The organism is Acaryochloris marina S15, assembly GCF_018336915.1.
GTDB classification, from domain to species: domain Bacteria; phylum Cyanobacteriota; class Cyanobacteriia; order Thermosynechococcales; family Thermosynechococcaceae; genus Acaryochloris; species Acaryochloris marina_A.
Genome location: NZ_CP064923.1, coordinates 5692687 through 5711429, shown reverse-complemented (window position 1 = coordinate 5711429; position 18743 = coordinate 5692687). Strand labels below are relative to the sequence as shown.

General features: G+C 48.6%; 24 protein-coding genes. 9 read left to right on the top strand and 15 right to left on the bottom strand.

The features are described from left to right. Positions 1–2 precede the first annotated feature (2 nt). Together rbfA and I1H34_RS26145 are read right to left on the bottom strand one after the other, a co-directional pair. Complete coding sequence (gene rbfA, locus I1H34_RS26150; RefSeq protein WP_212663755.1) at positions 3–419, bottom strand: 30S ribosome-binding factor RbfA; 417 nt, start codon at positions 417–419, stop codon at positions 3–5. A gap of 66 nt (positions 420–485) precedes the next feature. Continuing rightward, positions 486–692 (bottom strand): DUF751 family protein, encoded by a 207-nt coding sequence (locus I1H34_RS26145; RefSeq protein ID WP_212663754.1) that lies wholly within the window; start codon positions 690–692, stop codon positions 486–488. 95 nt (positions 693–787) lie between these two features. On the opposite strand from I1H34_RS26145, the gene I1H34_RS26140 reads away from it, so the two are divergent. The 5 genes from I1H34_RS26140 (at position 788) to dmeF (ending at position 4947) form a co-directional block, all read left to right on the top strand. Next, the gene (locus I1H34_RS26140) at positions 788–1621 is read left to right on the top strand and encodes a DNA adenine methylase (RefSeq protein ID WP_212663753.1); all 834 of its coding nucleotides are present in this window, start codon (positions 788–790) and stop codon (positions 1619–1621) included. A 157-nt stretch (positions 1622–1778) separates the two neighbouring features. Beyond that, positions 1779–2102: a hypothetical protein gene (locus tag I1H34_RS26135; RefSeq protein ID WP_212663752.1), complete on the top strand. Its 324-nt coding sequence runs from the start codon at positions 1779–1781 to the stop codon at positions 2100–2102. Positions 2103–2351: 249 nt separating this feature from the next. Continuing rightward, positions 2352–3467, top strand: a complete 1116-nt coding sequence (locus I1H34_RS26130) for a metal ABC transporter solute-binding protein, Zn/Mn family (RefSeq protein ID WP_249369661.1) — start codon at positions 2352–2354, stop codon at positions 3465–3467. A 70-nt stretch (positions 3468–3537) separates the two neighbouring features. After that, positions 3538–3738 carry a hypothetical protein gene (locus tag I1H34_RS26125; protein ID WP_212663751.1) on the top strand — a complete coding sequence of 67 codons (201 nt, stop codon included), beginning with the start codon at positions 3538–3540 and terminating at the stop codon, positions 3736–3738. 225 nt (positions 3739–3963) lie between these two features. After that, a complete protein-coding gene (dmeF, locus tag I1H34_RS26120; RefSeq protein WP_212663750.1) occupies positions 3964–4947 on the top strand; it encodes a CDF family Co(II)/Ni(II) efflux transporter DmeF in 984 nt (327 codons plus the stop codon). A gap of 40 nt (positions 4948–4987) precedes the next feature. Here the strand turns inward: dmeF and I1H34_RS26115 are convergent, their stop codons facing one another. The 8 genes from I1H34_RS26115 to I1H34_RS26080 form a co-directional block, all read right to left on the bottom strand. Continuing rightward, the gene (locus I1H34_RS26115; RefSeq protein ID WP_212663749.1) at positions 4988–5827 is read right to left on the bottom strand and encodes a metal ABC transporter permease; all 840 of its coding nucleotides are present in this window, start codon (positions 5825–5827) and stop codon (positions 4988–4990) included. A gap of 18 nt (positions 5828–5845) precedes the next feature. Continuing rightward, positions 5846–6616: a metal ABC transporter ATP-binding protein gene (locus tag I1H34_RS26110; protein ID WP_212663748.1), complete on the bottom strand. Its 771-nt coding sequence runs from the start codon at positions 6614–6616 to the stop codon at positions 5846–5848. A gap of 11 nt (positions 6617–6627) precedes the next feature. Next, positions 6628–7836: a metal ABC transporter solute-binding protein, Zn/Mn family gene (locus tag I1H34_RS26105; RefSeq protein WP_212663747.1), complete on the bottom strand. Its 1209-nt coding sequence runs from the start codon at positions 7834–7836 to the stop codon at positions 6628–6630. A gap of 43 nt (positions 7837–7879) precedes the next feature. After that, a complete protein-coding gene (gene hemB / locus I1H34_RS26100) occupies positions 7880–8914 on the bottom strand; it encodes a porphobilinogen synthase (protein WP_212663746.1) in 1035 nt (344 codons plus the stop codon). A 208-nt stretch (positions 8915–9122) separates the two neighbouring features. Continuing rightward, positions 9123–10160, bottom strand: coding sequence for a CobW family GTP-binding protein (locus I1H34_RS26095; RefSeq protein ID WP_212663745.1), 1038 nt, complete (start codon positions 10158–10160; stop codon positions 9123–9125). Between the two features lie 255 nt (positions 10161–10415). Continuing rightward, on the bottom strand, positions 10416–10820 hold the full coding sequence (gene vapC, locus I1H34_RS26090; RefSeq protein ID WP_212663744.1) for a type II toxin-antitoxin system VapC family toxin: 405 nt from the start codon (positions 10818–10820) through the stop codon (positions 10416–10418). Beyond that, on the bottom strand, positions 10817–11011 hold the full coding sequence (locus tag I1H34_RS26085; protein ID WP_212663743.1) for a type II toxin-antitoxin system VapB family antitoxin: 195 nt from the start codon (positions 11009–11011) through the stop codon (positions 10817–10819). Before I1H34_RS26085 ends, vapC begins: the two co-directional genes overlap by 4 nt. A 41-nt stretch (positions 11012–11052) precedes the next feature. Continuing rightward, positions 11053–11193 carry a hypothetical protein gene (locus tag I1H34_RS26080; protein WP_212663742.1) on the bottom strand — a complete coding sequence of 47 codons (141 nt, stop codon included), beginning with the start codon at positions 11191–11193 and terminating at the stop codon, positions 11053–11055. A gap of 479 nt (positions 11194–11672) precedes the next feature. Between I1H34_RS26080 and I1H34_RS26075 the strand changes: the two genes are divergently transcribed. The 3 genes from I1H34_RS26075 (at position 11673) to I1H34_RS26065 (ending at position 12878) form a co-directional block, all read left to right on the top strand. Continuing rightward, positions 11673–12017 carry a hypothetical protein gene (locus I1H34_RS26075; protein WP_212663741.1) on the top strand — a complete coding sequence of 115 codons (345 nt, stop codon included), beginning with the start codon at positions 11673–11675 and terminating at the stop codon, positions 12015–12017. A gap of 173 nt (positions 12018–12190) precedes the next feature. After that, positions 12191–12616: a PIN domain-containing protein gene (locus tag I1H34_RS26070; protein ID WP_212663740.1), complete on the top strand. Its 426-nt coding sequence runs from the start codon at positions 12191–12193 to the stop codon at positions 12614–12616. A gap of 37 nt (positions 12617–12653) precedes the next feature. Continuing rightward, a complete protein-coding gene (locus tag I1H34_RS26065) occupies positions 12654–12878 on the top strand; it encodes a hypothetical protein (RefSeq protein ID WP_212663739.1) in 225 nt (74 codons plus the stop codon). A 43-nt stretch (positions 12879–12921) separates the two neighbouring features. On the opposite strand, the gene I1H34_RS26060 is transcribed toward I1H34_RS26065, so the two are convergent. Continuing rightward, positions 12922–14166: an ISL3 family transposase gene (locus tag I1H34_RS26060; protein WP_212663738.1), complete on the bottom strand. Its 1245-nt coding sequence runs from the start codon at positions 14164–14166 to the stop codon at positions 12922–12924. A 189-nt stretch (positions 14167–14355) separates the two neighbouring features. Between I1H34_RS26060 and I1H34_RS26055 the strand changes: the two genes are divergently transcribed. Continuing rightward, positions 14356–15353, top strand: a protein-coding gene (locus I1H34_RS26055) for an IS630 family transposase (RefSeq protein ID WP_212661653.1) whose coding sequence is annotated in 2 segments (ribosomal slippage) — positions 14356–14809 and positions 14809–15353 — 999 coding nt in all. Because the reading frame shifts where the segments join, the coding sequence is not laid out codon by codon here. A gap of 64 nt (positions 15354–15417) precedes the next feature. Here the strand turns inward: I1H34_RS26055 and I1H34_RS26050 are convergent. From I1H34_RS26050 to I1H34_RS26035, 4 genes are read right to left on the bottom strand one after another with little or no spacing between them, the layout of a single operon-like run. Then, a complete protein-coding gene (locus tag I1H34_RS26050) occupies positions 15418–16155 on the bottom strand; it encodes a metallophosphoesterase family protein (protein ID WP_212663737.1) in 738 nt (245 codons plus the stop codon). 25 nt (positions 16156–16180) lie between these two features. Next, positions 16181–16993 (bottom strand): metallophosphoesterase family protein, encoded by an 813-nt coding sequence (locus tag I1H34_RS26045; RefSeq protein WP_212663736.1) that lies wholly within the window; start codon positions 16991–16993, stop codon positions 16181–16183. Between the two features lie 14 nt (positions 16994–17007). Then, on the bottom strand, positions 17008–17766 hold the full coding sequence (locus tag I1H34_RS26040) for a GTP-binding protein (protein ID WP_212663735.1): 759 nt from the start codon (positions 17764–17766) through the stop codon (positions 17008–17010). Then, a complete protein-coding gene (locus I1H34_RS26035; RefSeq protein WP_212663734.1) occupies positions 17763–18737 on the bottom strand; it encodes a CobW family GTP-binding protein in 975 nt (324 codons plus the stop codon). Before I1H34_RS26035 ends, I1H34_RS26040 begins: the two co-directional genes overlap by 4 nt. Between the last annotated feature and the right edge of the window lie 6 nt (positions 18738–18743).

Here is an 18743-nt window from a genome sequence, read left to right as displayed (position 1 = left end):
CATTAGAAATCAGCTTCGACGGATCCCACAGGAGGCTTTTCAGTTGGGTCAGTGGGTTTACTCTGGCGCTCATGATCGAGTTTATGGAGCAACGACAACACCTGATTGCCGTCTTCAAAGGAACGATCTTCGCAAAAAATGACTTCTGGCGTGCGGCGAAGGTGGATGCGATGCCCCAGTTGTTTGCGAACATAACCCGTGGCTGATTCTAGACCAGCCATTGTTTCTGCTCTGGCCTCTTCTGTGCCGTAAATACTGACAAAAATCTTGGCATGCTGAAGATCACCCGATAGATCTACCGCCGTAACGCTAATCATGCCGGACCCAACTCGATCATCCTTGATGCCATGTAACAGCATGAGGCTGACTTCGCGTTTGATCAGTTCGGCAACGCGAGAAACCCGTCGTCCTGTAGCCATCAGATTCTACTCCTCCATCTTCAATGAGATGAAACCGCTAATAGATTAATATTGTCTCCCCAACGCCTAGTTTAATGGAGTCAGCCCCATCATGGCACTGAGAGTGAAGCTGAGGAAAGCAAAGCCACCGACGATGATTCCCAGGGCAGCGATGCCAGTGACTGGATTCTTGGTAAACCCTTGCAGAGGCTTGATGAAAGTCCAAAATACCCCAACGACAATCGCCAAAAAGAGTTTGGGATACGAGGAGAGTTTCTTAAAAAAGTCACCCATAGTTATTGAGTCGATCTATATTATTGATTTCTCGGATTCATAGGACTGATCTTAACCCAAAGCTTTAACCTTCTATATTGTGAGGTTGCCTGTTCATGTCTAGCCCATTGCCGACTCAAGCGCGATCTTCCGCCCGTCCGTTTCTCAAATGGGCTGGGGGAAAAGGTCGATTAATCGCTCAGTACACCCCTCATTTCCCTCAACACTTTGGCTCTTACTATGAGCCTTTCTTGGGAGGGGGCGCCATCTTTTTCCATTTACAGCCGGAGCAGGCGGTCCTATCCGATGTGAATCCTGAATTGGTCAATGTCTATACTTGCGTTCGTGATCAGATTGATGACGTACTGAAGTCTCTAGAAACCCATGCTTGCCAGCATGGCCACGACTACTACTACCGAATTCGTGCCCTTAGTCCACCCACGCCAGCTGAGCGTGCTGCTCGATTTATTTATCTCAATCGCACCTGTTTCAATGGCCTGTATCGAGAGAATTCCAAAGGGCAATTCAATGTGCCGATGGGACGATATAAAAAACCGAAAATTTGTGACACCGTTCTGCTTAAGGCTGTTTCAGAAGTTCTCCAAGCTGTGCAGATCCGTCAACAGCCCTTTGAATCGATTTTGAAGGTTGCTCAGTCGGCCCAAGATTTTGTCTATTTTGATCCGCCTTATCACCCCATCAGTGCTACGAGCGATTTCACGGCCTATTCAAAAGGTGCATTTACGGCGGAGGATCAAATAAAATTGGCTCAGGTATTTACTGAATTAGTGAATCGAGGGGTGCAGGTGATGCTATCTAATTCGGATTGCCCTTTTATCCGCGATCTTTACCAGGGGTTCAATATTTACTCGATTCAAGCGTCTCGGGCTATCAACTCCAATCCCCAAAAGCGCGGCAAGATTACTGAGATATTAGTGACATCCTGGTGAAGTGATTCAGGACTATGGGAGATTGAGTAGACCACTCAGATTTCTCATAAATCCCTTATCGCCTCTTCAGCAAATTACAGGAACTCACCCAGATAATCATCATTCCAGCTTCAGATACTCCCCGTACATTGAAGTCATTGAAGTTGGAGAGACAAATATGACACGCAATAATCAAGTCGCTATCTTAGCTGGTTTAACCGTCTTGGGTCTGGGCTTTATTTCCCCTGCTACTGCTGAAACGATTACTGTTACCCGTGGCCCTCATGGTGCAGCCCGCCAAGTCAAAGTAGACCGCATTCCTCAAGATGCTCAAGTTCGACCTAGCAGCTCTGCCAAAGGATTTCCAAGTATTATCACTCGTGGTTCTCATGGTGCGGCTCAGATTGCTCGACCCAGAGAAATTCGCCAAAATAATGCTCAATCTCCAAAAAATCTACAGGTGGTTAAGCGGGGTCCTAACGGTGCCCCCCATATTCGCTAACTGAGATAACAAAACGCTAAACACACATACCTCACACACTTTAGAGCTGATTGTCAGGGCATCTTTTCCTGCAGTCAGCTCTTTTTTTGTTGATCACCCGTTTCCTGCGGATCTTGATTGATTTCGAGTGTTTACTGCATACGACTAATGGATGAGTTGGAGTATTTATGCGGTAGCCCCTTTAAGACTCTCTCGAAGTGCGTTTCTAGCGGCATTGTGCCGCGATTGACAACTCGAAACTCTCTACCTATGCTGAATTGGAATGAGTATCATTATCACTTTAATTTCATGGTTCATCCCAAGATCACTTCTTTCAAATGGCCTATTTACTTAGTGGTAACGGCTTTGGTCAGTACCAGTTGTGGTTCTTCTGCCCCTGACTCCAAAGACTCTTCAAATCTCCCTAAAGTTGTCGCCACTAGTTCCGTACTGTGTGATCTAACCCAACAAATTGCTGAGCAAACGATTGACCTCACCTGTCTGATCAAACCAGGAGTAGACCCCCATGCCTATGCGCTTTCATCACGCGATCGCAAAGCCATAGAACAGGCTCAACTTGTTCTCTATAACGGGTATGGTCTAGAGCCCAATCTGGAAAAAGCGATCCAAGCTACTTCAGCAGACATGATCAAAGTGGCAGTAGCTGAAGAAGCAGTTCCGAAGCCACTATTGGGTGCCAGCCATGATCATGGTGCTGAAGAAGATGACCATGAGGGCGAAGATGACCATGCAGGAGAAGATGATCACGGGCATGCAGAGGAAGATCATGATGATGAAAAACATGAAGAACATACCCAAGAAGATGATCTAACGCCTGACCCTCATGTGTGGCATAGCCCTAAGCAAGGTGTTGAGATAGTGACAGTGTTGGAAGAAAGTTTAACTCAGCTTGTCCCTGATCAAGCGGATACCTATGCTCAAAACTCAAAAGCAGTGGTCACTGAATTAGGGAAAATAGACACTTGGATTCAGGCACAAATTCAGACTATCCCGGAGCAGCAGCGCAAACTGTTTACCACCCATGAAGCCTTAGCGTACTTCGCCAACACCTATGGACTCACTTTGGAAGGAGCATTACAGGGATTCAGTACAGAAGAAAAACCGGCTGCGGCCCGAGTTAAAGATGTAGTGGAAGATATCAAAACGGCCAAAGTTCCGGTCATTTTTGTAGAATCCGGTGAAACCCCCAAACTCATGCAAACGGTTGCTAAAGAAGCGGGTGTTCAAATCGCATCCACTGAGTTATTTGCGGATTCGTTGGGAGAAGAAAACAGCCGGGGCAGCACCTATCAAACCATGTTGATCGCCAACACCGAAACCATCGTCAAAGGCTTGGGAGGACAATATACTGCCTATCGTAATTGAACGGTCCCTGTAAACAGGTGAGAAACCGAGATCAAATCCCCTAGGACTATCTCGTTATCCCTCTCCTCTCATGGCTCTGATTAATCAGCAAGATAGGAATTATCGCCGCTGTGTAGAAACAATCTCAGATTTAGAACAGCCCTTGCTTTGTTTTACCGAAGCCATTGACTGGCTTGGAGAGTGGGCTGGCATAGTTCAGCAAGCCTTTGGATGTTCTGCCAGCGGAGAGTGCTGGTTCTATATCCCTTCAATAGATCAACAGTTGAATTAGGTTGAAGCTCTAATGACCCAATATAGAGATGTACCGATGGACTTTGGTGATGCTTCCTTAGTCGTTGCCGCTGAAACCCTCAACATTTATACAACTCACAATCTAACTTCTGTGAGGCGCAATTGAGCGCTGTATCACTTCCTCCTCTCACCCCATCTCTCAGGGGTATTTAAAATTCAGGAATACTGACTGGTAAAGTCCTCAACTCAAGGATGTAGAGATTCAATGCATATTCAAACCCTTGATCATTGGCAACATTCTCACGACTTCTCGGTTAATCAGAATCAAGCGGAGAAAAATACCAAGATCGTGATGCTTATAACTGCAGCCACGATGATTGCAGAGATTGTAGCGGGTACTATTTTGGGCTCTATGGCCCTGTTGGCAGATGGCTGGCATATGGCTACTCACCTAGCAGCATTTGGTATCACAGTGTTTGCGTATCGCTATGCTCGCCAACATGCAAATGATGACAGATATACCTTCGGTACCGGCAAAGTCAGTGTACTAGGTGGGTTTGCCAGTGCTGTTGCTCTGGCGGTCATTGCGTTTGTTATGGCATTTGAATCAGTCGGTCGGTTTTTTCAACCCCAAGCTATTCAGTTTAATGAGGCCATTGGAGTGGCCATTCTTGGATTAATCGTCAATTTAGTGAGTGCTTGGTTACTCCAAGGTGAGCACGGCCACAGCTATGATCATCATCATGGGACTCATGGTCATTCTCATCATGCGGATCACAATCTGCGGGCTGCCTATGTTCACGTTTTAGCGGATGCCCTCACCTCTGTTTTGGCTATCATTGCCTTATTTGCCGGGAAGTTTCTAGGTTGGATCTGGCTAGATGCCGCAATGGGGTTAGTCGGTGCCGGAGTCATCACTAAATGGGCCTACCATTTGGTGAGTGACACAGGCTCAATCTTGCTGGATGGTGGCATTGATCAACATATCAAGCTGGATATTTTGCACATCATTGAAGACGATGCGGATAATTGTGTGGTCGATCTGCATGTCTGGCGTGTCAGCCAACAGCATCTGTCTGCAACTGTTTCCCTAGTAACCCACTATCCACAAGCACCGGAGTATTACAAGAACCTCCTCAGTCATATTCCCTCTCTCTCGCATGTACTTATTGAAGTTAATCCCTGTCATGGTGAGCCTTGTTTGGACATTGACCATAGACACAACCCAGTCTCGGTCCCACTAGGGTGATCCAGGAGAGATGAAGGGCCAGCGGGGCAACTGAACTGCACTAAGCCACGGCTTTATAGAGTTGAGGGTAAATCATCGCCCCCATAAAAATTCCTAATTGGGCCATGACAATGCTGGGTCCCGACGGTAAATTTAACGCTGCTGACAACAGCATTCCCATGACCGCACTGATCGCTCCCAAGCAGGCCGAGAGGATCGCATGATGGCTAAACTGGCGACAGAGTAATCGCGATGCACAGGCTGGAATCACGACAAAAGCGCTAATCAAGAGTACTCCGATAGCTTTAATGGAAATTCCCACGACTAGAGCCAGGAGCACAATAAAGGTTGTTCGATGGAATGAGATGGATACACCGCGTGCGATCGCAAGGGGTTCATTCAGGGTGATCAGCATCTGTGTCCGAAACGTCAACCCTATATACAGAGCACAGGCCAGCAGTAATGCCCCACAAAAAATTAAATCAGCCGTGTGCACCGCTAAAATATCACCAAACAACAGTTGATGAATTCCTCCCTTATAGGTCCCCGTTAAGCTGAGAACAATAACAGCGAGGGCCAAGGAGGACGAGTAGACAATATTTAGCAGTGCATCGGTCCATAGGTGTGTTCGTTCGAGTAGATAGGTCACGCCCAAGGCAAACAAGACCGCAAACGGGAGGACAATTGCCGTAGGGTTCCAGCCCAATAGCACTCCAAAGCTGAGACCCAACAGGGTAGAGTGCCCTAGAGCATCGCTAAAAAATGAGAGTTGTCGCAGAATCGTGAAGCTGCCAAGCATCCCGCCTGCTAGTCCAGTCAGGACGCCGCTGATTACCGCCCGCTGCATAAACGGAAACTGAAACAGGTCGATAATTCGAGTGATTTCGCTGGTCAAAGACATGGGATGGGGCCGCTAAACTTACAACGCACAGGAATGATGATAGCGGGCAAATTCGGGGCCATAGACAGTGCTTAAGCTTTCTTTGGAGAGGGCTATCTCAGGAACCCCTTCGCAGAGTAACTGGCGGTTAATACACAACACATGATCACACTGGCGCTGCACCATATTTAGATCATGGGAAACTTGTAAAATGGCCCATCCTTGCTGTTGTTTGAGCTGGTTCAGCAATTGGTAGAATTCTGCTTCTGCCCGCAGATCTAGGCCCGCAGGAGCCTCATCTAAGATCAACAGACGACGCGGCCTGACCAGACAATAGGCCAGCAGAACTCGTTTGGTTTCGCCCCCCGATAGATCGCTAATTCGTTTCCGTTTCAAATGGAGTGCTTCTACCTGGGCGAGGGCTTGACGAACCGCAATTTGCCTCGCTCTGTGCCCGGCCCAAGGCCATTGGAGGCCGAGGGTATGCCAGCCTAAGCCCACTACTTCTTCGACGGTCATGGGAATCCGGCGATCGAAGCTAAAATTTTGCGGCAGATATGCGATCGCATCCCGAATCTTCGCAGGCAATCGTCCTTGGGGACTGAGGTGATGACCCAATACCTCCACCTGTCCCACTTGACGTGGCAGTACCCCCAAGATTGCCTGGATCAGGCTACTCTTCCCCGCGCCATTAGGACCAACGATGGCGACATTGGTCCCTGCCTGCACGACAAACGATACCTCTTCTACCGCAACATGTTTGTCGCGGACAACCGTTAGTCCTGAAACCTGCAGAATGGACTCTCGCAAGCTTAACCCTCCTAAAATTTAACCTGAACCCACTGAGGCAAGGTCGCGACGGTCCGTTGTTTGGGCTGCGCTGGCATCCATGTCTGGGGCTGACTGCCAAAGGCGGTGGTCAAACTTTTAAGATTGGCCCGCATGGCTGATAAGTAATAGTCTGCCTCTAATGCATCTGTTCCGCCAGTTTCTAAGGGATCAAATGTACCCACCTGCACCTTTAGATCTTGAGCCAGTGCTGTAAATGGGTTACTTGAAGCTTGGGGCTCTGACAATAGAGTCTTTAGATTCGAGGATTTCGCTGCATTAATGACTCGCTTTACATCTTCGGGTGACGCATTCTCGTCCGGAATGCCCACTAGATACTCCACCTTTAAGCCATAGCTGCGGGCAAAGTAGTCTGCAAAATCGTGATAGGTGACGAAGGTTTTGCCCGCATAGGGCTTTAGTTGCTCAGTAAACTCCGTATCGAGTTTTTTCAGTTGATCAATATAGGCAGCGGCATTGGCTTCGTAGGTCGACTTCCCATCAGGGTCCGCTTTAATCAAACCATCACGAATATTTTCAACCTGCTGAATGGCTCGCTTCGGATCCAGCCAAATGTGGGGGTTATTTTCGCCATGCTCATGGCCGCCTTCAGCATGGTCTTTCTTCTCGTCATGGTCCTCGCCTTCAGCATGGTCCTCGTCTCCATGGTCATCCCCCTCAGCATGCTCTTCACCTTCATGGTCTTCAGCATGCGCTTCGTCTTCGTCTCCATGGTCTTCATCTTCGTGGTCCTCAGCATGGTCCTCGCCTTTATGTTCATCCCCATGCTCTTCTTCGTTGGGAATAACGGCAACGCCTTCGCTGGAGTCAACCATGGCTAACTCACTATTGCCCGCATTTTTGACCATGTCCTCTAGAAAGGCTTCCATTTCTAGACCATTCATGACTAGAATGTCGGCCTTGGCCAGCTTCTGGATATCCTCGGGTTTGGCCTGGTAGTCGTGGGGGCCAATATTGTTGGGTAAAAGCTGCGTCACTTGGGCACGATCGCCTGCTACAGCTTTTGTAAAGTTGGTGATTGGCAAAAAGGTCGTTGTTACCTGGAGCTTCGAGTCATCTTGGGTAGAATTGGATTCCCCTGAGGGAGACGAGGCACAGCTACCAAGAGCCAGTGCCGAAAGCAAAGCGATGGAGAGTTGGCACTGTTGTAACCGAGAGAGACGAGAAGGGTTAGGGGTCATGTCAACATTCCTATTGATTGAGAAAAAGACAAAAGCAGGGCAATTATGACTGCCAGGCCGAGGCAAGCTGCTTGGCAAAATAGGTCAAAATTAAATCGGCTCCCGCTCGTTTCATGCTGGTCAACGTTTCCAGCACCATGGATGACTCATCAATCCAACCTCGTTCTGCGGCGGCTTTAATCATGGCGTACTCACCACTGACGTTGTAGGCGACCACAGGCAGCGTGGTGGTTTGCTTAATCTGGCTAATAATATCCAGGTAGGCGAGGGCGGGTTTTACCATCACTAGATCTGCGCCTTCGCTTACATCTAAAGCCACTTCCTTGAGGGCTTCGCGGGTATTAGCGGGGTCCATTTGATAGGTTTTCTTATCTCCAAACTGGGGGGCGGAGTCCAGGGCGTCGCGAAAGGGGCCATAGTAGGCCGAGGCATACTTAGCGGAATAGGCTAAAATTCCCACCTGGTCCCACCCGGCAGCATCCAAAGCTTGGCGCATCGCGCCCACTCGACCATCCATCATGTCTGAAGGGCAGACAAAATCAGCACCCGCTTCTGCCTGACAGAGGGCTTGTTTAACCAGTACGTCTACGGTTTCATCGTTGAGAATGATGCCATCTTGCACAATCCCGTCATGGCCGGCGCTGCTGTAGGGGTCAAGGGCCACGTCAGTCAAAACCAGCAGCTCAGGGAATTGGGTCTTGATCGCTTTCACGGTGCGCGGCACTAAACCATCGGGGTTATAACTTTCTGTGCCAGCATTATCTTTCTGCTCAGGAGGAATGAGGGGGAATAGGGCAATGGCTTTAATCCCTAGCTGTGACACCTCTGCCAATTCCTTGAGCAACACATCCAGGGAGTATCGATAAATCCCGGGCATGGATGGAATTTCCTCTTCAAGCTCCGTTCCCTCTCGTACAAACACCGGATAGATCAGATCGTCGAGGGTTAGCTGAGTTTCGCGCACCAATCGCCGCATGGCTTCAGTGCGCCGTAACCGCCGAGGTCGAAAGCGGATAGCAGTGGAGCTAACAGACGAATCGCCTGTAGGCTCCTGAGACTTAGGTTGAGAAAGGACCATGAGCATCCAACAGAATGATAATCATTATCATATCTCAGGAAAGTGGACAACGGAGAGACTTCAGAAAATATTTTTCTTTGGTGAGGCTATTTTGGCACTGAGAGCTGGGTCGTTCTTGGGTTCTGACGATGCTCAACTGTCTGGCCTCTTTGGCTGCAGTTGTTTTGAGCCTAAGCTCTCCTTGGGCTATAGATGTGAACGAGATCGGCTAGGACGTTAAACAGCCTCGAAGCTGGTGCTGTAGTTTTGGGGCATCTAACTCGCGACCAATCAGGACGAGCTGTGTCTTGGGTGCTGCAGGCCACTGGTCCGTGTCTAAGGTGTAGCGTTTGCCGCTGAGCTGGAAGATATAGCGTGGTGCAACTGTACCAAACCATAGGAATCCCTTGGCTCGGAAGACGTTTTCTGAAAGATCATCGGCGAGCCAATCTTGAAATTTGTCCAAATCAAACGGACGATCACTCTCAAACGCCACTGATACAAACCCATCATTGACGAGATGGTTGGAGTGATGGTGAGGATTGTGGCAGTGAGGGTCAGGGTGATCAGGGGTTGTCTTAGCCATTGCTTTGGCTTCTGCGGTATAGCGCTCTGGCTGAAAGAGATTTGTATCTAAAATCAAGGGGAGGGGGATGTTGCTGTTTTGCGATCGCAAAATCCGTGCACCCCATTTCTGTTCTCGAACCCATGCTTCCAAGGCATCTACCTGTTGAGGGCCAGCTAAGTCCGTTTTATTGAGCAGAATAATGTCGGCATAAGACACCTGGTTGAGGGCGGCTTCACTCTCAAAATGCTGGGGAGAGAAGGCTTCTGCATCCACTAGGGTGACGATGGAATCCAGTTGGGTTAAATTCCGCAGGGGCGGCATCGCAAAGGTTAGTGCGATTGGCAATGGATCGGCCACCCCCGTTGTTTCGATCACCAAGTGATCCACCTTCTCATTCCGCTCTAAAATGCTGTAGACCGCTTCCACCAAATCGTCGTTGATCGTGCAGCAGATACAGCCATTGCTGAGCTGCACCATATCTTCCTCAACAGACACTAAGAGCTGGCTATCAATATCGATATCGCCAAACTCATTGACCAACACTGCGACTTTGAGATCCTGGCAATCATTGAGAATATGATTGAGCAATGTGGTCTTCCCACTGCCGAGGAAGCCCGTAATGATCGTCACGGGCAACCCCCATTTGGGGAGTTTTAGCTCGGTTTGAGGTACGGCTTGTTGAGTGGGGGATTGAATCATGAGTGAACTCCGGCTGAGGTGAGTGAGTTGGCTCTGGCGTCACCGTTGAAATAGGTGCATAGGGAGTGAAGGAACATAATTAGAATGATAATCATTATCATTGACTACATCAAGCGGTGACATTGTATTGACACTTTATGCAGCGTGAGTAGTCTGTGAGAGAGCGATTCCTAACCTTCGATGCATCAGACCAGAGTAAGAATCATGAGACCGACGACTTGAACATTTTCTGCTGCGACTCGGCTATCGCGGACGTTATGTTTCTGTGGTTCCAGCGTCGATAAGCCCTAAATGCTGAACGAACGGGCGGAAGTCCCGATCTGAAAAGAGAAGGGGGACTGAATTCTCGATGCAGTAGGTGGCGATGATGACATCAGGCGTCTTTCTAATGGTGATGCCAAGTTTTCTGAGGGTGCGGTAGTTCTGGGCACAAGGCAGCACCATCGCATCTCCAAATAGTTCGTATCGTTCCAGCTTGGCCAGTTTTCGCCTGACGGTCTCATACTGTTGGTCGGAGCGAAAACCCTGCAGTATCTCCAGAAAGATGAGGTCGCCCATGGTGGCTTCCCCGTCATAGAGCAGGGTGTCTAACTGGTTGGTCTCGTCCATATCGTTGCCATTGAAATAATCAATCCAAACGCTGGTATCAATGAGGGTCAATCGTTGCTCCTCATCTCATCTAGGTCGCCTTCCCAGTTGAGTTGGCCTCGGAGGTTACGAATGTCCCGTTGTTGGTTGCGTTTAACCAGTAACTTAAGTCCAAGCTCAACAGCTTCTTTCTTGGTTTTGAGTCCAGTGGCTTTGAGGGCGTCTGCCATGAGTTGGTCATCAATCACAATGTTAGTGCGCATTGCGGTTTTGTGTATATTTATACTATTTAATACACATTTTATCACTTACGAAGCATCGAGAGATTTATATCTGTAATAAATGGGGGGGAGTTGGTGGGTTTGCGATGGCCGAAGGTCGGTCGGAGACCATCGCAAAAGGTCGTATTTAATATTTGGGGGTGAGGGCCTTCAGAGGTTTTCAAAGTCAACTCCTCCAACCTCGGGATATGCTCAGTCGCAAAACCTGTGCCCTCCATTTCTGCTCTCGAATCCATGTCTCCAAGACATCTAACTATTTTTATCGGGTGGACGCATACCGTGATATCGCAAAAGTCTTTAATGTCGTGAAAGTAAGACTTTTCGCTCTTAGAACGATAGTGCTTGAGTCGAAAAGCGGCACGGATCTAAGCAAAGCATTTAGGCAATCGGACATGGATATAGAAAACCTAAAAGCCTTATGGAATAGGGCTTGTCGTTCTTAGGATCTCTGAACAGAGCTTCCTAGTTACAGCAAACTACTGGATAATACCCCTAGAGTCGGAGTTATTCAGTGCTGACTTGATAATGTCCCTATCTCGGATTTATACGGTAGTTGGCAGATAATACCCTCAAAATCGGAGTTATCAGTCGCTATCCGTATAATTGTAGTTAGACTTCCTAGATTCCAAACTCTGAGCTGATAATGAGAAGTCGTGAATCGCTATTAGCTGAAATTGTTGACAATCCACTACCTGATCCTTCAGTACTAAGTGAGCTAAAGGAATATCCTTGGGATTGTGACAAAGAGTTGGTCACTATAACAAAAGCTCACATATGCACTGTTCTTGCTGCATTTCGGGAAAAACGCTTGACGGCTGAACAAGTTCGAGATTGGGCAAACAGGATTGAGGGGCGTGACGATATTGGCTATGAGCTTGGGTTCGAAGGTGCTGTAAACGAAGCTATATTCTGCTTGGCAAACCCCTATATCAACTATCCTATCGATGGAAACATACATGTACGGATCGATAATTTATTTGTTGATTAAGTTGTGCTGCAAGAGCACAGTACTGTTGTTGTCAATGTCTAACCTCAAAATGCACACGGACGCTTGGCAAACACTACTACTTACTTTTTTTGCAGTTCGTGCTCGCGCCGGTGATTGTAACCGTTATCTGGGTCGTTCGGTTGTCGCAACTCGGCATTCGATAAGATGGTGTTATGGACACCGTTTACGTTGAGACGTCAATCGTCAGTCATGCGACTGCTTGGCCGAGTCTAGACATCGCTGCGGCAGCTTTGCAGCATCAAGCTCGCCAGTGGTGGGCAACCGAGTCCTCAAAATTCCATCTCGTTACGTCGCAACTTGTCATTACCGAAGCATCGGCGGGTGATCCCAATGCCGCTGCAGAAAGGCTAAAGTTACTTGATGGCATTCCTCTTGTAGCCCTTGATCCAGAAGTGGATTCTCTGGCGAATCTAATACTTGCTAAACACTTGATGCCTCAGAGCGCAGGGGCTGATGCTGTGCATGTTGCTGCTGCTGCAATAGCGGGAGTAAACTACTTGCTCACCCAAAATTGCAAACACATTGCGAATGCCCATGAGTTGCCGCGTGTCTATCGCCTTCTAGAGGAGCAAGGGTAGCTGATTTGTACCCCAGCCGAATTTCTTGGAGACTCTGATGATGAAGAACCCCATTCTTGATGAGTTACATGCTGTACGCAGGCAACTGCTTGAGGAATCCGGCGGTACAATCGCTGGGCTAACTGAACGCCTGCGAAGGGAACAAGCCGATGCCAGTCGGCCACTATACAATCCGGCAGAGAACAATCTGATGTGCCAAAGCGGTGATGATGAAAGGTCTAGCCGTGAAGAATCGACTGCTACTACCCCCAGTAATCTCTAAATGGCTCTCTGGGAATTAGCGTGATAGCCGCTAGATATAGTGTTTAGGTCAAGGCAAAAGTCTGATACCCATTGAGGTCAAGCGAAATTCTTTGGAAGAGCCTTTCAATATCGAAAATACCGTAGCATCGTCTTTTTAGGACCTTAACTCGGTTGTTAAATCCTTCGACAAAGCCACTGGTCCATCCCTCCAGAAAATAGTTGGTCATCTCATCCATCCAATTGTTGACAGTGGTCAGGAAACTCTCAAAATCCTTGATGTCACTTTTGAGGACTCGTTTACACCAAGCCCGGATGGCACATTTAGCTCCGTTTTTGGTGTACCTACCCTCAAATATCTGTGTCAATTCCTCTCGGAGTTTGTAGGCCTGCTTCATCTCAGGAGAATAAGCAAACACTCGCTCAAGCAACTGTTGTTCTGACTCCTGGAGATTCTCAGGCCGTTTTCGAAAGGCCCACATCGCACCTTTGATACTGTCATAGTCTTGCTTAGGGAGTTCTTGGCGTAGACGTTTGACCTCCCGTTTACGAACTGTATCGGCACCATTACGATAGGCTTTGGCCACATGAAAGCGGTCAATGACAATTTTTGTTTGAGGGAGTTGTTCACGGACTGCACTGACAAATCCTTGATACATATCAGTACAAACCCGCTCAATGGTTTGGCGTAAATGAAGGGGAATCGATTGAAGAAAATTTGCAACGGTCTGTTGTTTGCGGTCGGCCAGAACTGCCAATATGTCTACTCCGCCTGTGGTAGGAATCGTGATCAAAACTACAAAATCACGGTGGCCTCTTTTCAGAGAAATCTCATCAATCCCGATGACTTGGAGGTCTAAATATTCGCTCCAGTCAACTTGACAGGCAATCCAGCGATCAATGGTGCCACTGACGACATCCTCACTAACGCCTAGTTTCCTAGCAACATCTGAGACCGTTGAGTTGATCAGGATACGCAGAAGCCAATGCTCATAAGCTTTGGTATTGGGACTACGAGGTTCATGCCATTCTAAGCGTTGAGTTGTTGTGGGATGGTCATCGCAATACCCGCATCGATAGCGCTTGGGCCGAATTTCTAAATACACTGGTACTTCGAACAATGGCAAGTGACGAATTCGAAGAGCCTGATCATGGCAGTGAAGGTCAGTAATCTCATGTCCACATTTGTGGCAGGTTGTTCCTTGCAGAGTACTCTCAATTTTGATCAGCCAATCCCCTCGTTCCGTCTTCGATAGCTCTAGAACTTGAACATCGGGAAGGTTGAGGGGAATGCGAATTGAGTTATCCATGACACTCTCGTTCTGAAGTACCTCCTCAGATCATTCCATAGGGATGACTAAGGAATAAACACTATATGTAGGGTGTCACCACGCTAATTACCGGAGAGCCCTCTAAATTAAGCAGATGGACAAAATTAATTACATAGAATTTCCAGGTTGTAAACTACCTGAGTCCTCTTTTTTACATCCATTGATTTGATGTCAATTGTCCGTCCTATCTCCACCGAAAGCTTACGCTTATTGCATCGGATTTATCGCTGTAGTCGCCATCATCAGGTCAGACAACGCGCCCATTGCCTCATTTTGTCTGCCCAGGGTGTGAGTCCCTACACCTTAGCCTCCCTTTTTAGTGTGAGTCCTAAAACCGTGTACAACTGGCTTAAGGCTTGGAATAACCGTGGTTTTGCAGGACTCTATAATCGCCCAGGCCGAGGTCGAAAACCGATGTTTAATCCCGACCAACAACAGCAGATTTATGAGTGGACTCAGGCATCTCCCATCCAACTCAATCGGGTGCTAGCTCAGATTGAACAGCAGTGGTCAGTGCGCGTGTCAAAGGCCACCGTTAAACGCGTCTTGAAGCAGATGGATATGAGCTGGCATCGCTTTCGCCAAGGGACATCAGGCCAGCCTTTATATGCCGACTACCTCGAAAAAAACAGCAGTTAGAACATCTCAAGAAACAAGAAGAGAAGGGAGACATCCACCTATTCTTTATGGATGAGAGTGGTTTTTCGTTAGTCCCCTGTATTCCCTACGGATGGCAACCCATAGGGACTTATCTGGAAATACCGACTCGTTCAAGTAAACGCTTGAATGTTCTGGGGTTTTTGAGTCGACGACAAGGGCTACATGCTTATACATCAGAACAGACCATCACCAGTGAGGTTGTCAGTCATTGCATTGATACCTTCTTTACTGACGTGGAGTTGCCCACCGTCATTGTGATGGATCAAGCCCCTATCCATACGAGCCAAGCAATCTATGAGATGAAGGCAGAGTGGGCCGAACGGGGAATTACCTTGTTTGAGTTACCAAGCTATTCTCCCCATCTAAATTTGATTGAGCGTCTGTGGCAATTCATGAAATATCAGTGGATTGAAATGAGTGCCTACTGGGGGTGGTCATCTTTGGTCGAATATGTGGAAAGAGTTTTGAAAACCTATGGCGATGATTATGTAATTAATTTTAGCTAAGTGCTTATCTGTAAGCGTTCAAAGCAATAAGCGATCGCACATGAATCGATTTTCCATAACGCTCTTATGAGTGCTGCAAGGCAAAGCCTTTGGCCTTGGTGTATTTCACGGTCTTAAAGGTGATTTGATTGTTGGCGGGATTGTAAAGGGTATAGGTGGCCTGTCCCCATGTACGTCCAACATTGCCGACACCGATGACGCGCCGGGGCGTATGACTTTGCATCGGTGTAGTCTGGGTGCCCTCTAGGGTTATGACCGTGGAGCGTAGATCCTTGGGTTCAATCCAACATTCAAAAGCGAGTCCTGAGCGACCGCAGAAGAGATGATTGGCATCGGCTTGAATTATGCGATCGCACAGTTGCATCGCGGGCGTGTCCGGTGTGAGTTCATCCGCATAACCTGCTGTACTACCGTGAATCAGCAGGCAATCCAATTCGTGAAACCCAAAGTGGAGCGTTCGCATCCACTGAACTGATTCCCGGGACACCGATTCCCAAAGATGCTGAACAGCATCAGCCCCCTCTTGTTCGATCAGTTCAGGCGCATCGGGCAAGCCGCCCAACCCGTATAAATTAAAGCACTGCTCCTCCCACCAGCCAATACAAATTTGGGGCTCTAATTCTCCAGCCCCCGGAGACTGTAGCCGCCGGATCACGGCCTTGTTGTCTCCCTTGAGGCCAACACAATCGCCTAAGACATACAAATCCGACACTGGAAAGCGCTGTCGGCGGATATCTGCCAGTACGGCCTCATAGGCACTAAGATTACCTTCTATCCCGCTTAAAATAGCCCACTGTTCCATTCTTTACCTCCTGAATTGGAGCCAGCTACCGCTGACACACATGACTGGGATCATCGGCTCGCTCTGCAAACTCCATTCCTCGGGCCAAGCGCCAGGCAAAAATGGGCGGCAAACCCTTATCAATAATGGCTGTACAAGTCTTCTCGTAGTCATAGGGCACCTCCTGGAGCGTCACCTGGGCCGTATCCGTGTCATAGAGAACGTAGGTTGCATGGGGACGTCCGTGGCGGGGTTCTCCCACGGATCCGGCATTGATAATTCGCTTCAGGGACGTTGTGAACTGGTGCTGCTGGTCGTCTTGTCCAGGTTGGTGAACACGCACGGAGAGGTTGCCATCTTCTAACTCCCGTACATAGGGAACATGGGTATGGCCACAGAATAAGACATCGGCTCCGGTGGAGACCACCCGCTCTAGGGCGGCAAATCCATCCATGCTGGGCAGTAGATATTCATGCTGACTGTTGGGGCTACCGTGGACAAAGGCCAGATTCTCAGTCTGTAGGGTCATGGGTAAACGGGCCAGATAGTCTCTCACCTCTGGATGGATGACTTGATTTGTCCATTCATGGGCCTGCCTGCCCCGTTTCTCTGCTAACAGAGAAGGATAGCTACATTCACAGGCATTGAGACCTTCGACAATGTCTTCATCCCAGCAGCCCTGACAGGTGGGAATATCGAGGGAACGAATCATCTCGACTACGGCATTGGGATGGGGACCGTAACCCACCAGATCACCCAAACAGTAAATCTGGTCGGTTTTATGGCGATCAATATCAGAGAGCACGGCATTCAGGGCCTCATAATTGCCATGAATACAGGAAATCACCGCAAGTTTCATACTGAACTAACCTTTTAAACGGGGCTTAAGGCTTGGTATTGCTGCTGATAATAGGCAATGACTTCATCGGTTAGGCATCCATCCAATAGGGTTTGGGAGATGATTTCTGGCTGGAGGTTGTTGCCCATCACTTCCATGCCACTCCAGCGATCGGGGCGTCCCTCTAGCCAACGGGGAATACTGAGTTCGGTATATTCAACCCCCTCCAGCCCTGCCACAAAATCAATGTAAAGGGCTTGGCCATCGGGCATCTCAAAGATGCCCTTTACTCGATGGATATCACCATAGGCGCCTTCCATCAGTTCCGTCAGCACCACTTCTAAGCTGGCAGGATCAAAGACTTGACCTTGCAAAGGGGCGTGCCATCGCTCAGGTGGCTTGGCCGCATCTGGAATGGCAATATCGTTCCCCGGAATAATCTGATCTGCCCATTGATGCCAGGCAGAATCTTGCAGATGAGGCGGAATTACAGCCACTTGATGACAGAAACGCACCTTCGGCAGAAGAGGTTTTAAGAGTTCAGGAAAGTCTAGCTCCACATAGATAATTGCTCCATCTGGTAGAGAGGAGAACACCTGGGGAGCCGGGAGATCAGACATGACCTGTACCGAGGGGAAACAATAACCAATCCGCATCAGGTCAACGGGGTTCCTGCCTAGTCCCGAATAGAAATATGAGAGTGGAGCCGTTGCATCTTTTAAAGACTGGTTGATCCAGGTGGTTTTACCACTGCCACAGGGGCCAGCGACGGCAATAACAGCAGGACTACTCATGGGGCAAGACACTGATGGAGCTGATGTTGTAATTGTTCTGAATCCAAGTTGCGGCCAATGCACACCAGTTGGTTCTTAGGGGAGTCCAACCACGACTCATCCTGCAGTTGGCTCCGTTTACCACTCAGTTGAAACAGATGTCTGCGGGGACTTTCGTCAAACCAGAGAACCCCCTTGGCCCGAAAGACTTCTGAGGGTAGCTGATAGTCCAGAAATTGCTGGAATTTTCTCAAGTTAAAGGGGCGATCACTTTCAAAGGGTACCGCTACAAACCCATCATCCTTGAGATGCTGGGTTTCTGAGGGTGGGCCGGCTGCCATTTCCTCAGAATAGAGATCCACATCCAAAACGCTAGACAGAGGAACTTGGCCATAGGTCATGGGTAGCATCTTGGCCTGGGGCTTCAGGCGCTGAATCTCAGTTTCTACGGACCTGAGCTGTTCTTGATCGACTAGATCGGTTTTATTCAGCAGGATAATGTCGCCATGTTGAATTTGGGCAAGAGCAGCCTGACTTTGGAAATGTTCAGCAGTAAAGGCCTCAGCATCCACAACGGTTAGGATCGCATCTAAACGGGTCAGGCTAAAGAGTTCGGTGGCTCTAAAAGTGAGCATCAGCGGATAGGGATCGGCCACCCCGGATGTTTCCAAGAAAATGGCATCTAGCCCCTTTTTCCCGGCGGACGTTTGCATTTGGTTATAAGCCAAGACCCGTCGGAAGGCCATGAGAAAATCATCCCTAATTTGGCAACAGATACAGCCGTTAGACAAAGCCACTAGATCTTCATCCACGGTCACTAGAATTTGGCTATCAATGTCAATCGCTCCGAATTCATTGACAAAAACGGCCGCTCGTCGATCCCCCAGATTGCGCATGAGATGGTTCAGCAGAGTGGTTTTACCACTCCCCAAAAAGCCCGTTATCAGGGTAACGGGCAGGCGATATTCAAATAGTCCAGGGATGGGAAGCATGGTGCT